The organism is Nocardia sp. NPDC051570 (assembly GCF_044454005.1).
Taxonomy (GTDB): domain Bacteria; phylum Actinomycetota; class Actinomycetes; order Mycobacteriales; family Mycobacteriaceae; genus Nocardia.
On sequence record NZ_JBITDI010000005.1, the window covers coordinates 528,547 to 541,297 of the forward strand.

A 12,751-nucleotide genomic window follows, 5' to 3' on the forward strand; every position below is an offset into this window, starting at 1 on the left:
AGCCTTCACACCCAATAGGGAACGCGGGAACGGAATCTCTTCATGGCAAGTATCGCCAATGCCCAGCCCGCCACGGTAATGGTGAGCACGACGATCCAGTGCCGCAGCACGATCGGCTCGCCCAGCAGCGGCGCCCGCACGATCTCGAGGTAGTGGTAGGTCGGGACCAGTTCGACCAGGCGGGCGCGATCGCTGACCGTCCCACCCTGGTTGTGCAGCACCGTCGCCGACCACATGACCGGTGTCAGCACGAACAGCATGCGCGTGAGACTGCCGAGGATCGGGGCGATATCGCGGTAGCGGGTGCTGAAGATGCCGAACGCGATCGAGACCCACATGGCGTTGAGGAACAGCAGCAGGATGCCCGGTACGGCCAGCAGGGCGGTCCAGTGCAGATCACGCCAGACGCTGAACGCGACCAGTGCCACCACGTAGATGGCCATGTTGTGCACGAAGAACAGGAACTGCCGCCACACCAACCGGTACACATGCACGCTCAACGCCGAGGGCAGCTGTTTGATCAGTCCCTCGTTGGCGATGAACACCTCGGAACCCTCGAGGATGCTGGCCTCGATCACATTCCAGACGATGATGCCGACTGTCACGTACGGCAGATACTTCGACAGCGGCTGGTTGAGAATGGTCGCGTACAGCAGGCCGATGGCGGCCGCCTGCACCGCGGTCGAGATCGTGATCCAGAACGGGCCGAGCACCGAGCGCCGATACCGCTGCTTGATGTCCTGCCAGCCCAGCGACAACCACAGCTCGCGCTGCGTGAAACCGCCTCGGAAGTCCTTGAACGCCCGGGCGAACGACTGCGAATCGGACACTAGCGGTACCGAGGCGTCGACCGGGCGCTGTTCGGCGGTTGCCGAATCGGCTGGAGCAGCTGCAGGCACAGTGCTCGACTGTAGCGCAGTGGCTACAGATACTGGCCGCTAGCGGACGACGGACCGCCCGGAGCACCCTCGCGCTGACCCTGCAGGCCCGGTGGCAGCGCGTGCCGCATCTGCTCGAGCTGCGCTCGCGCGGCCATCTGCTGGGCGAACAGCGCGGTCTGAATTCCGTGGAACAGCCCCTCCAGCCAGCCCACCAGCTGGGCCTGGGCGATGCGCAATTCGGCATCGGAGGGTATGGAATCGTCGGTGAACGGCAGCGCGAGGCGCTCCAATTCGTCGCGCAGATCCGGCGACAGACCCTGTTCGAGTTCGCGGATCGAGGATTTGTGGATTTCCTTGAGCCGGGTGCGGCTGGCATCGTCGAGCGGTGCCGCGCGCACCTCCTCGAGCAGTTGTTTGATCATGGTGCCGATGCGCATCACCTTGGCCGGCTGTTCGACCATATCGGCGAGCGATTCGTCCTTGATGTCCTTGGTCTCGCCTGTTTCGTCTTCGTCGTCGGCCATCCCATCGGTGATCGACGTTTCGCCCTGTGCGCTGGCGGGAATGATCAACGGGCGACCTTCGGGCCCGATCACCACGATGGAATCCGGTGCTCCGTCCGAGTGCGTCATGTTCCCCATCATGTCCCGTCCCGGCGTCGCACGCTAAGTCGGGGAGGGGTGCCCGTTGGGGGTATGTACGTTCGTGACCGCAAGTATCCTGTTGCGGTCTTGTCCGCCTCGTGGTTTCGGTTTGCTGAAAGTCGGTCGCCATGCTGCGTGATATCTCGCCCGGTTACCCGCGCGTTCGGTGTGCGGGCGCCGACAACCGATCGGTTGCCGCTGACACGGTTACGCCGACTCGGCCGCTGCGCTTAGAGTGGCCAACATGACTTACGACGTCGCGAGGGTTCGGGGCCTGATACCGTCCCTGGGCGACGGCTGGATCCACCTGGACCCGCAGGCGGGCATGCTGGTCCCGGATTCGGTATCTCGCGCCGTATCAACGGGTTTCCGCACCTCCGCCTTCTCGCATACGAATCGGCATGCGGCGGCCAAGCGCAGTTCGGGCATTCTGGACGCCGCGCGCGAGGCGGTGGCGGATCTGGTCGGTGGCGATCCGGCCGGGGTCGTGCTCGGCCCGGATCGGGCGGTGCTGCTGGCCTGGCTGGCCGAATCGTTGAGTTCGCGGCTGGGGCTGGGCACCGGGATCGTGCTGTCGCGCCTGGACGATGAGGCGAATGTCGCGCCGTGGCTGCGGATCGCCAATCGCTATGGGGCCCATGTGCGTTGGGCCGAGGTGGAGATCGAGACCTGCGAGATGCCCGCGTGGCAGTTCGAGGAATTGATCGGGCCCACCGCGCGTCTGGTGGCCCTGACGGCCGCCTCGCCGATCGTGGGCTCGGCGCCCGCGGTGCGCGTGGCCGCCGATCGCGTGCACGAGGTGGGCGGGCTGCTGGTGGCCGACTGCTTCGGCGCCGCGCCCTATGCGCTGATCGATATCGATGAACTCAACGCGGATGTCGTCGCGCTGTCCGCCCCGGCGTGGGGCGGGCCGCAGATCGGCGCGCTGGTGTTCCGGGATCCGGCCTTCCTCGATCGCATTCCGTCGATGTCGCTGAATCCGTATGCCAAGGGCGCGGAGCGGCTCGAGGTCGGCGGCCATCAGTACGCGCTGCTGGCCGGGCTGACCACCTCGATCGACTATCTGGCCGCACTCGACGAACAGGCCGGCGGCACCCGCCGCGAGCGGCTGGAGATCTCGATCACCTCCCTGCAGGACTATCACGACCACCTGTTCGAACATCTGATGGAGGTGCTCGACCGCATCCCGAATCTCACGGTGATCGGCCGCGCCTCGACCCGGATCCCGACGGTCAGCTTCACCATCGCGGGCCTGCAGGCCGAGAAGGTCTCCGCCCGCCTGGCCGACCACCGCATCGGCACCCTGAGCGGCGTCCACGGCGGCAGCCGCCTGCTCGACGCCCTCGGCGTGAACGACGAGGGCGGCGCGGTGACGATCGGATTGGCGCCCTACACAACGAAATTCGAGATCGATCAGCTGGGCAGGGCGCTCGCGGCCCTCGACTAGTTGTCGCGGATTCGCAGCAGCACCTTGCCGACCGTTTCGGATGCGTCCAGGAGGCGGTGGGCCTCGGGGGCCTCGACGGCCGGAATCTCGGCGTGCACGACGGGGACGACGGTGCCGTCGGTGATCAGGGGCCAGAGGTGGCGCTGGAGTTCGGCGATGATCTCGGCCTTGCTGGAGCGGCCGGTGGCCGGGCGGCGGCGGAGGTTGGTGGCATGGATGGTGCCGCGCTTGCCGAGCAGCGTCGCGAGATTCACCTCGCCCTGGATGCCGCCCTGCATACCGATGACGCACAGCTGGCCGTCGGCGGCGAGCGCGTCGACATTGCGGCTCAGATAGGCCGCGCCCATATTGTCCAGAATGATGTCGGCGCCGTCGAATTCGCCGAGGACCGCGACGAAATCCTCCTCGCGGTAGTTGATGAGGATGTTCGCGCCGAGTTCCTTGCAGCGATCCAGTTTGGCCGCCGAACCCGCGGTCACCGCGACCCGCGCGCCCCGGCTCACCGCCACCTGAATGGCATGCGTGCCGATTCCGCTGCCGCCGCCGTGGATCAGCAGCAGCTGTCCGGCGTGCAGTCCCGCGCGCATCACCAGATTCGACCAGACCGTGGCCGAAACCTCCGGCAGCGCCGCCGCGGTGGCGGTATCCATACCGTCCGGAATCGGCAGCACCTGCGCGGCGGGCACGACCACCCGCTCGGCGTACGCACCCCCGGACAGCAATGCGCAGACCCGCTCACCGGGCCGCCAATCCTGTACGCCCGCACCGACTTCCGCGATCACCCCGGAGCATTCCAGGCCGAGGGTATCGCTCGCCCCGGGCGGCGGCGGATAGTTCCCCTGCCGCTGCAGCAGATCGGCCCGGTTCACCCCGGCCGCGGTCACGTCGATCGACACCTCGCCGGGCCCGGGCGGCGGCAGATCCGGGACCTCCGTCCATCGCATCACCTCGGGCCCGCCGAATCCGTCGAGTGTCACTGCGTACATACCCGTGACCTTACGACGCCGGGGTTGTCACTACCGCTGGACGGCTTCGCGTTCGGCCGTTTCGGCGGCCTCGCCCCCCGCGCCGCAGCTCGTGCGACCCGGAGCGGCGGGTCAGCTGTCGATCGCCCGCTGACCTGCTCACATGCCTCCTTTTCGCGGCTAATAGAATGACCATATGGCTGAGGAACCGAGCAGTCGACCGGCGCCGGGGCCGAGATGGCTCAGCTCGGCTCAACAGCGCGCGTGGCGCGCGTATATGGACGGACATCAGCGCCTGATGTCGGAACTGAACCGGCAGCTGCAGCGCGACAGCGATCTGACCCTGCCCGAATACCGCATCCTGGTCCTGCTGTCGGAATCACCGGACCTGTCGCTGCGCATGAGCGATCTGGCCGACGGCGTCCTGTCCTCCCGCAGCCGCCTCACCCATCAGATCCGCCGCATGGAAGCCCTGGGCATGGTCCGCCGCACCAGCGCCGAGGAAGACGGCCGCGGCGTCCGCGCCCACCTCACCGAGGAGGGCCAGCGCCGCCTGCACACCGCGGCCCCCGGCCACGTCACCGCCGTCCGCCGCGACTTCGTCGACCTGCTCACCCCCGAACAACTCACCGTCATCGGCGAGGTCTTCGAACTGATCGATAAGGAACTCAACAACCGCCAGTAGGCGGTGGGTGTGGGATTTGAACCCACGGTGGCGTGAACCACGACGGTTTTCAAGACCGTTCCCTTAGGCCGCTCGGGCAACCCACCTTGCTTCGGGGATGCCGAAGCGCTTTCAGAGTACTGGCGATCGGGGCAAGGTATGCAACTCGGGCGGCGCTACGATCGACCGGCTCGATCGGGAAGCGGGGTTGGTGGTGCGCAGCGTTGTGGGTATGGCGGTCGCCGTGGTGGGTTTGCATGTGATCGGCTGGGGGACGCTGCTGTTTCTGGTTGTGCCGCAGCATCACATGGTGAACGGGGCGGTCTACGGGGTCGGGCTGGGGATCACCGCGTACACCCTGGGTATGCGGCACGCCTTCGATGCCGATCACATCGTCGCCATCGATAACGTCACCCGAAAGCTGGTGGCGGAAAAGGGCAGAGCACGGTCGCAGTCGGTCGGGTTCTGGTTCTCCCTCGGCCACTCCTCGGTGGTGTTCGTCCTGGTCGCGCTGCTCGCGATGGGTGTGCGGGCGCTGGCGATCGATCTGGCGGACGATCACTCCGCGCTGCAGCGCTGGACGGGGCTGTGGGGTACCAGCGTCTCGGGTGCGTTCCTGATTCTCATCGGACTGCTGAATCTCGCCTCGCTGCTGGGGATCTGGGGCGTGTTCCGGCGCCTGCGCCGGGGCGAGGCGGACGAGGTCGATCTGACGCGGGCCCTGGAGCCGCGCGGCGTGATCGCGCGCGTGGTGGGGCCCGTCATGCGCACCGTGCGTCGGCCCCGGCATATGTACGCGGTCGGGCTGCTGTTCGGCCTGGGCTTCGACACCGTCACCGAGGTGGGTCTGCTGGTGATCGCGGGCGGCGCGGCCGCGACCGGGCTGCCCTGGTACGCGATTCTGGTGCTGCCCGTGCTGTTTTCGGCGGGGATGTCGCTGTTCGATTCGCTGGACGGCTCATTCATGAGCTACGCCTACGGCTGGGCGTTCGTGCGGCCCATCCGCAAGATCTACTACAACCTGGTGATCACCGGACTGTCGGTGGCGGTGGCGCTGCTGGTCGGCGGGCAGGAACTGATCTCGCTGCTGGTGGAGAAGGCGGGCGTGGACTCCGGAATCGTCGGCTGGATCGGCAATCTGGATCTGGGTGCGCTGGGCTTCATCATCGTCGGGCTGTTCGTGCTGACCTGGGTGGCGGCGGTGGCGGTGTGGCGCTTCGCCGATATCGAACGGCGCTGGAGCGCGCGACTGCTCGACTGAGCCCCTATCGAATTCGTGTGTCACGGGTCACTTTCGTGGCGACTCGGACATGAGCTGCTTCGACGCACTCGCCGCGCTCTGGCAGGATGGCGCCATGGTTCGTCGCCGGTTCCGGCGTCGACTGTCCGGCGCCCTCGCCAGCGCCGCACTGCTGCTCGGTGCGGCCTTCCACGCGGCACCGGTCGTCGCCGCCCCCGCCTCCCCACCGGTCAACTCCGGATCGGCCGACGGTCCAGCACCGTTGGCCGACGATCCCCGTCCGGCGGTGGCCTCGATCGATCACATCGAACCGATCACCGACCGCCGCCTGCGAGTATTCGTGAAATCGCCTGCGATGGAACGCACGGTGGAGGTTCAGATTCTGCTGCCCGCCGACCGCAGTCGCCCGCGGCCCACCCTCTATATGCTCGACGGCCGCAGCGCGGTCAAGGACAGCAACAATTGGGCCGAGCGCGCGGGCGCGGTGGAGTTCTTCGCCGACAAACCGATCAACGTCGTGCTGACGGTCGGCGGTCCGGCTGGCTACTACACCGACTGGCAGCGTGCGGATCCGGTGCTGGGCGACAACCAATGGGAGACGTTCCTCATCCACGAGCTGCCCCCGCTGATCGATGCGACCTTCGACGGTAACGGCCGTGACGCCATCGAGGGCGTCTCGATGGGCGCGGAGGCGGCGATGATGCTCGCGATGCGCAATCCGGGCGTCTATCGCGGCGTCGCGGCCCACAGCGGTTGCTACGCCATGGGTTCGGATCTGGGACAGGCTCAGGCGCGGGCCGTGGTGCGCACCTACGGCGGCGATCCGAACAACATGTTCGGTAAGGAGAGCGATCCGGACTGGCTCGCCCACGATGTGATGACCCACGCAGACGCCCTGCGCGGCACCGCGATCTTCCTGTCGGCGTCCAGCGGCCTGCCGGGCCCGTACGACGCGCCCGGCAATCCGGATTATCCGACCTCGATCACCTTCGGTGGACCGCTCGAGGCCGCCGCCAACGCCTGCACGCTGGCGCTGGCCGATCGGCTCGAGCGCATGCGCATTCCGGCCGCGGTGGATCTGCGGCCGGTCGGCACCCACTCATGGCCCTACTGGGCCGACGAATTGCCCAGGGCCTGGCCCACTCTCGCGGGCGCGCTGGGCGTCGGCTGACGGCTCAGCCGAGGAATCGGGCGGTCACCGCGGGATCGGTGGCGAAGGCGAGGAACAGATCGTTCTCATGCTGATCGCCCGCTGTCACCCGGACACCGTCGGCGGCATAGGGCCGCAACAGAACTCCGGCCTCCGCACTGGCCTCGGCATAGGCCACGCTGTGGTCGCCCAGCGGTAGCCACAGGAAGTTCGCCTGACTCTGCGGCACGCTGTACCCGGCGGCCCGCAGGGCCTCGCGCACCCGATTCCGCTCCGCGATCACCTTATCGGTGCGGTCCAGCAGTTCCGGGCGCGCCTCGAGGGAGGCGATGGCGGCCGCCTGCGCGAGCCGGTTCACGCTGAACGGGATGTGTACCTTCAGGAGCGCCGTGATCACCGTGGGATCGCCGACGGCGTAGCCCACCCGCAGTCCGGCCAGCCCGTAGGCCTTCGAGAAGGTCCGCAGCACAATGACATTCGGCCGGGTCCGGCCGATCTCCACACCGTCGGGATGATCCTCGACGCGCAGGTATTCGTAGTACGCCTCGTCCAGCACGACCAGGATGTGCTCGGGCACCGTATCGAGGAATCGCTCCAGTTCGGTGCGCCCGTAGGCGGTGCCGGTCGGGTTGTTCGGATTGCAGACGAAGATCAGCTTGGTGTGCTCGGTGATCGCGGCGGTCATCGCGGCGAAATCGTGCGCGTAGCCGTCGGTCAGCGGCACCCGCACCGCCCGCGCGTTGCCCACCTGGGTGACGATCGGATACGCCTCGAACGACCGCCACGCGAACATCACCTCGTCCGTCGGTGCGGCACAGGTGATCTGGACCACTTCCTGGCACAGTGCCACGCTGCCGCAGCCGATCGCGACATTCGCCACCTCGACGCCGTGGAATCGCGCGACGGCCGCGCGAAGTTCGCCGGCGACGTTGTCCGGATATCGGTTGGCGAGGTCGGCGGCCTCGGCGATGGCCTTGGCCACCGTCGGCAGCGGGCCGAAGGTGGTCTCGTTGCTGGCCAGTTTCACCGCACCCGGATTGCTGCGGCCGGGAGTGTATGCGGGGATGGACTCGAGGTCCGGACGAATGCGAGCGGTCACATCAACCACCCTAGAACGTGCCGGAGGATCGTGACCCGAGTGTCGTCTCGGCCGGAAGATTTCCCGCCGACCACCCCTAACATGCGAGTTCTCCCGAACTTTATATAGGCGAACTACCCGGGATCCATGTCGGTCGTATATCGGGATCGTGCGCGGGCGCGCGACACCGGTCCCGAGACCCCGGATCGGCGACCCTGGGCCGCGTCGGCCGGGGTGCCCATCACCGTGCTCGAACCCGACGGTGACGCGCGTGGCGGAATCGTCGTACTGCATGAGGCGCGGGAGTTCGCCGAGGCATTGCTGGAGTTTCTGGATTCGCTCGCGGGCGAGGGCTGGATCGTGGTGGCGCCCGGTCTGCACCACCGCGCCGACGAGCCGGGCCTCGGCGCACATGCCGACGATGACAACACCGCGATCGATGCCCGCACCAGAATCTTCGATTGGTTCGACAGTCACTGCGCTGACCAGCCGTTTTGCTTACTGAGCGGTCGATCTGTACTCTTGCGTCTCGGCGGTTCGAAAGGACTTGAGCCCTCGACGAGAAGGCTCCAGGAGGCGTGCCAGAGCGGCCGAATGGGACTCACTGCTAATGAGTTGTCCCTTCACGGGGACCGGAGGTTCAAATCCTCTCGCCTCCGCTACGCCCGGCCTAGCCGGGTACAACTGAAGATGAGCATGCGCCCGTAGCTCAACGGATAGAGCATCTGACTACGGATCAGAAGGTTGGGAGTTCGAGTCTCTCCGGGCGCACAGCGAAATCCCCTATGGTCATCGGCCATAGGGGATTTCTTCTTATCCAAGGGTTTTCGCCTACCGGGCTCCGGAAACACTCGGGCCGGGAAATCCGGAGGCGATTACGCCCCGCTATGCGGCCCGTAGCGCCGTCGGGAAGGTCGAGGGGTGCAACGGAGTTCGATGCCGCCGGAACGAGGCCCTGGTGGGCGTGCGGGCGAATCCTGACCGTCAATGACCTTGCGTCGCTGAGCGATCGGCCCTTTGCCGTTCAGTAGCCGGATCGTGAAAGACGTTCGGCTGCCCAGTCCTGTTTCGCGTTGGCGTGTTGGGATGTCGGCTTGCCCAGCTCTGTGTATGTTGCTGGTTCGGTCGACGATTGTCGGCTCGGCGGGTCGGGGTTCCAGCTTTCATTCGGAGGTGCCGTTTGTCGGGTCGTGCCCGTTATGTGGTTGTGCTCGCATCGGTGTTGATGGTGTTTCTGGGGTGGGGTGTGGCTCGGGCCGATGCGCTGGCGGACAAGTTCGGGGAATTCGAGACCGATGACGGGTGGCAGGTTTCGTTGTACAAGGTCGAGGAGCAGCTCAATCGATGGCCGAATCTGGCCGCGACGGCCTTTACTCGGGAGGCGTTCGTCTCGGTGAAAGCCGTTGCGTCGATTGGTGGTAGCGGGCGGGCGCCGGTGATGTCGGGCACGGTGTCGACGGGGGTGCAGATCGGCTGCATGATCAATGTGTCCTCGGGAGTCACCGTGGGTACGGGACTCAACCTCGGATTGAGTGTGGGCGTCAATGGCGGCCTGACGATCTCGCAGTCGCCCGGCGATAACGTCGGCGGCAATGCGGGTGCGAATGCCGGTGTGAGCCCGAATATCTCGACCACCTTGCAACCCGGCGGCATCACGACCGTCACGCTGGGAACCAAACCGCTGGCCAGTGCCTATGGATCGGCGCATGTGCGCGAGGTCGATGTCAAGATCGATGGCTGCGGCGGGTATGTCAGCATCCGCACCTTCGCCACGGTCTCGGTGTCGACCCCGAACGCCGACGATGCCTATTCGGTGTACGGCGACCCGACCTGGTTGTAACAGCCTGTCCGAGTTGCCGAAACGCCCGGCTGGGAAACCCAGCCGAGCGCCTTACCGAGATCAGGACTGGCAGTCCGACCAGAGGATCTTGACGTCGCGTCCGGGGTTTTTGACCACCGCGTCGATATCGGCTTCGGTCAGATTGTTGCCAAGGGACCACGTGTAGACGTTTTTCGAGCTACGGGGGACGCCGGCCTCGTCGTTGGCGTAGCTTTCCGCCGCGGACGGATCCTGCTTGCCCACGGAGACCGCACCGCATTTGCCGCTGGCGAAGGCCAGTACCGTGGCGCAGTCATGCGGGGCCCCAAAGGATCCGGTCGGTGCGGGGATGCGCTGATTGCAGGCCGCGACCGCCGCCCCGCTGGCGTCGTCGGCGCTGGAGCGATCCGCCACCGCGTTGACGAAACCACTGGCCTGCGACAGGGCCACCGCGGTCCAATTCCAGCCGTCGGCATGTGCGGGGACGGCCGCTATCGCGCACGAGCCGCCCACTACGGCGCCGACGAGTGCGAGCTTGGCCAAGGAAATCGCTTTCATAACTCTCCAATTACGTATGTACATCGCCGATTCGGCGATTGTTCACCCAATTTCGAATGCGGATGAGGACCGGCTGTGTCGACCGGGGCGTGGGAGCCTTTCTTCGAAATCGGATCCGCTCATACGGATCGCTGGGCTCATCGACAGCCTCGCGCGGCCTGTTAACCCGCGTGTGTCACTTATCGATCATTCGTCCACCACGGCTGGATACGACGCTTTCCGGCCCCGCGCCGGACAACCGGAGGCGCGGCGACCGAGTGGCTCTGCTCACGTCGGTGCCGTCCGGATTCGGAAACCGATTGCAAAGCGCTATCAGTCTCGGCGATAGGGTGTCCGCGACCGTCGCACATGCCATGCGATGATGGGTGTGACCTGGCAGTTCATCGAGTAATGCCCATGCCACACGGGCTCCCGACCACCGCAGAACTCTTCCTGACCGATTGAAATCCGTGGGCCACAATTGTTTTCGCCCGAATGTTGCGGTGTCGATCGCTGACTGTGCGGTTCGGCTCGAGTAACGTGCTTGCCCGGGCCCGGCGCGGTGGACGCCGGAGCCCGTTCCGGACTCGGGCGAAAGGACAGGTGTGACGGGCGCGCGGATGGTCGGGCTGTTCGCCGGGATCGGCGGACTCGAGCTCGGGCTGGGCGCGTCCGGCTGGGAGTCCGAACTGCTGTGTGAGATCGATCTCGGCGCGCGGGCCGTACTGGCCGCGCGGTTCCCGCAGGTCGAATTGCACAGCGATGTCACCCGATTGCGGGCGCTGCCGTCCGGCACCGATCTCGTGGCCGCGGGATTCCCTTGCCAGGACCTGTCGCAGGCCGGGCGCACGGCCGGAATCACCGGCGCTCGATCGGGTTTGGTGGACGAGGTCTTCCGGCTCGTGCGGCGTCGGCGCGGACCGCGCTGGCTGCTGATCGAAAACGTCCCGTTCATGCTGCAGCTGGGCCGCGGGCAGGCCATGCGCCACATCACCGCCGCCCTGGAGGAGCTCGGATACACCTGGGCATACCGCGTGGTGGACGCGCGGGCGTTCGGGCTGCCGCAGCGCCGTCAGCGGGTGCTGATGCTGGCCTCACGCACCGAGGACCCGCGCCCGGTGCTGTTCGGCACCGATGCCGGTCCGCGCACGATCGGCGATCCGGGCAGCGATCCGTGCGGTTTCTACTGGACCGAGGGTGTGCGCGGGCTGGGCTGGGCGGTCAACGCCGTGCCGACCCTGAAGGGCGGATCCGCTCTGGGGATCGCCAGCCCGCCCGCGGTGCGACTGCCGTCGGGGGAGATCATCACCCCCGGAATCACCGACGCCGAACGGCTGCAGGGCTTTTCACGGGACTGGACGACACCCGCGCTGACCGCCGCGGGCGTGCGGCCCGGACATCGCTGGAAACTGGTCGGCAATGCCGTCAGCGTGCGCATGGCCTCCTGGGTCGGCGCGCGGCTGGCCGCACCCGCCGACGATCCGCTGCCCGATGAGCTGCCGCTGTCGGGCCAGCGCTGGCCGACGGCCGCCTGGGGGCGGGACGGACAGGCCTATCGCGTGCCGGTGTCGACCTGGCCGGTGCACGAGCCCTACGAGGATCTGCGCTGGTTCCTCGACGACGCCCGGCTGCTGTCGCCCCGGGCCACCGCCGGATTCCTGCGCCGGGCCGCGCGCGGCAATCTGCGGTTTCCGCCCGGCTTCATCGCGGATATGGAGAATCATCTGCTCCGAATGGGAGGCTCTCCGCGGGAGGCGGCCTGAGCCTCATGAAGACCTAATACTTCCGCGCACAGACTTGTGGAATGGGAACATTTCCGCGAGTCGGCATGCTGAACAGGACGTGTATGCCCTCCGGACGACCGGCGACCGACGCCGTGACCAGCGCCCGGATGTCGCGTCAGCGCCGCAGCGGTACCGCCCCGGAGACGGCCCTGCGCAAGGAACTACACCGCCGCGGATATCGCTACTTCGTCGACCGCGCCCCGCTGGTCGGGCTGCGCCGCCGGGCCGATCTGGTCTTCCCACGCCGCAAGGTCGCGGTCTATGTGGACGGCTGTTTCTGGCACAGCTGCCCGCAGCACGCCACCCGGCCCAAGAACAACGCCCAGTGGTGGGCCGACAAACTGGCCGCGAATGTGGTCCGCGACCGGGACACCGATGCCCGGTTGACCGCGGCGGGTTGGCTGGTGGTGCGGGTCTGGGAGCACGAGAGCGCGGTCGACGCGGCCGAACGGGTACGGGCGGCATTGGCCGATCGATAGTTCATGATGGAACGGGAAGGCATGAGAACCGTCCGACCAGTCTTGGGTCGGGGCCGACGAGAC

Annotated in this window: 12 protein-coding genes and 3 tRNA genes; 9 read left to right on the plus strand and 6 right to left on the minus strand. The window is 66.9% G+C overall.

Features of this window, described 5'->3' with window-relative positions; translation table 11 throughout:
- Nucleotides 1–5 precede the first annotated feature (5 nt).
- Nucleotides 6–899, minus strand: a complete 894-nt coding sequence (locus ACIA76_RS15775; protein WP_397152487.1) for an ABC transporter permease — start codon at nt 897–899, stop codon at nt 6–8.
- 23 nt (nt 900–922) lie between these two features.
- Nucleotides 923–1,513 carry a bacterial proteasome activator family protein gene (locus ACIA76_RS15780; protein ID WP_397152488.1) on the minus strand — a complete coding sequence of 197 codons (591 nt, stop codon included), beginning with the start codon at nt 1,511–1,513 and terminating at the stop codon, nt 923–925.
- Nucleotides 1,514–1,769: 256 nt separating this feature from the next.
- Here ACIA76_RS15780 and ACIA76_RS15785 point away from each other — a divergent pair, with 256 nt between their 5' ends.
- Nucleotides 1,770–2,972, plus strand: coding sequence for a cysteine desulfurase-like protein (locus tag ACIA76_RS15785; protein WP_397152489.1), 1,203 nt, complete (start codon nt 1,770–1,772; stop codon nt 2,970–2,972).
- On the opposite strand, the gene ACIA76_RS15790 is transcribed toward ACIA76_RS15785, so the two are convergent.
- A complete protein-coding gene (locus tag ACIA76_RS15790; RefSeq protein ID WP_397152490.1) occupies nt 2,969–3,958 on the minus strand; it encodes an NAD(P)H-quinone oxidoreductase in 990 nt (329 codons plus the stop codon). The genes ACIA76_RS15785 and ACIA76_RS15790 overlap by 4 nt on opposite strands.
- 175 nt (nt 3,959–4,133) lie before the next feature.
- Here ACIA76_RS15790 and ACIA76_RS15795 point away from each other — a divergent pair, with 175 nt between their 5' ends.
- The gene (locus tag ACIA76_RS15795; RefSeq protein ID WP_397152491.1) at nt 4,134–4,622 is read left to right on the plus strand and encodes a MarR family winged helix-turn-helix transcriptional regulator; all 489 of its coding nucleotides are present in this window, start codon (nt 4,134–4,136) and stop codon (nt 4,620–4,622) included.
- A gap of 1 nt (nt 4,623) precedes the next feature.
- On the opposite strand, the gene ACIA76_RS15800 is transcribed toward ACIA76_RS15795, so the two are convergent.
- A tRNA-Ser gene (locus tag ACIA76_RS15800) sits at nt 4,624–4,708 on the minus strand.
- Nucleotides 4,709–4,833: 125 nt separating this feature from the next.
- Between ACIA76_RS15800 and ACIA76_RS15805 the strand changes: the two genes are divergently transcribed.
- Both ACIA76_RS15805 and ACIA76_RS15810 read left to right on the plus strand, forming a co-directional pair.
- On the plus strand, nt 4,834–5,862 hold the full coding sequence (locus tag ACIA76_RS15805) for a HoxN/HupN/NixA family nickel/cobalt transporter (RefSeq protein ID WP_397152492.1): 1,029 nt from the start codon (nt 4,834–4,836) through the stop codon (nt 5,860–5,862).
- Between the two features lie 49 nt (nt 5,863–5,911).
- Complete coding sequence (locus ACIA76_RS15810) at nt 5,912–7,012, plus strand: alpha/beta hydrolase (protein WP_397152493.1); 1,101 nt, start codon at nt 5,912–5,914, stop codon at nt 7,010–7,012.
- Between the two features lie 4 nt (nt 7,013–7,016).
- Here the strand turns inward: ACIA76_RS15810 and hisC are convergent, their stop codons facing one another.
- Nucleotides 7,017–8,090, minus strand: coding sequence for a histidinol-phosphate transaminase (hisC, locus tag ACIA76_RS15815; protein WP_397152494.1), 1,074 nt, complete (start codon nt 8,088–8,090; stop codon nt 7,017–7,019).
- Nucleotides 8,091–8,641: 551 nt separating this feature from the next.
- Between hisC and ACIA76_RS15820 the strand changes: the two genes are divergently transcribed.
- From ACIA76_RS15820 to ACIA76_RS15830, 3 genes are all read left to right on the plus strand, one after another.
- A tRNA-Ser gene (locus tag ACIA76_RS15820) sits at nt 8,642–8,728 on the plus strand.
- Nucleotides 8,729–8,767: 39 nt separating this feature from the next.
- Nucleotides 8,768–8,840: transfer RNA gene (locus ACIA76_RS15825), tRNA-Arg, on the plus strand.
- Nucleotides 8,841–9,294: 454 nt separating this feature from the next.
- Nucleotides 9,295–9,909: an MspA family porin gene (locus ACIA76_RS15830; RefSeq protein WP_397152495.1), complete on the plus strand. Its 615-nt coding sequence runs from the start codon at nt 9,295–9,297 to the stop codon at nt 9,907–9,909.
- Nucleotides 9,910–9,969: 60 nt separating this feature from the next.
- On the opposite strand, the gene ACIA76_RS15835 is transcribed toward ACIA76_RS15830, so the two are convergent.
- Nucleotides 9,970–10,446 (minus strand): DUF4189 domain-containing protein, encoded by a 477-nt coding sequence (locus tag ACIA76_RS15835; protein ID WP_397152496.1) that lies wholly within the window; start codon nt 10,444–10,446, stop codon nt 9,970–9,972.
- A 599-nt stretch (nt 10,447–11,045) separates the two neighbouring features.
- On the opposite strand from ACIA76_RS15835, the gene ACIA76_RS15840 reads away from it, so the two are divergent.
- Entirely contained in the window at nt 11,046–12,188 is a 1,143-nt protein-coding gene (locus tag ACIA76_RS15840) for a DNA cytosine methyltransferase (protein WP_397152590.1), read from the plus strand.
- 41 nt (nt 12,189–12,229) lie between these two features.
- Nucleotides 12,230–12,688 (plus strand): very short patch repair endonuclease, encoded by a 459-nt coding sequence (locus ACIA76_RS15845; protein WP_397152497.1) that lies wholly within the window; start codon nt 12,230–12,232, stop codon nt 12,686–12,688.
- Nucleotides 12,689–12,751 lie beyond the last annotated feature (63 nt).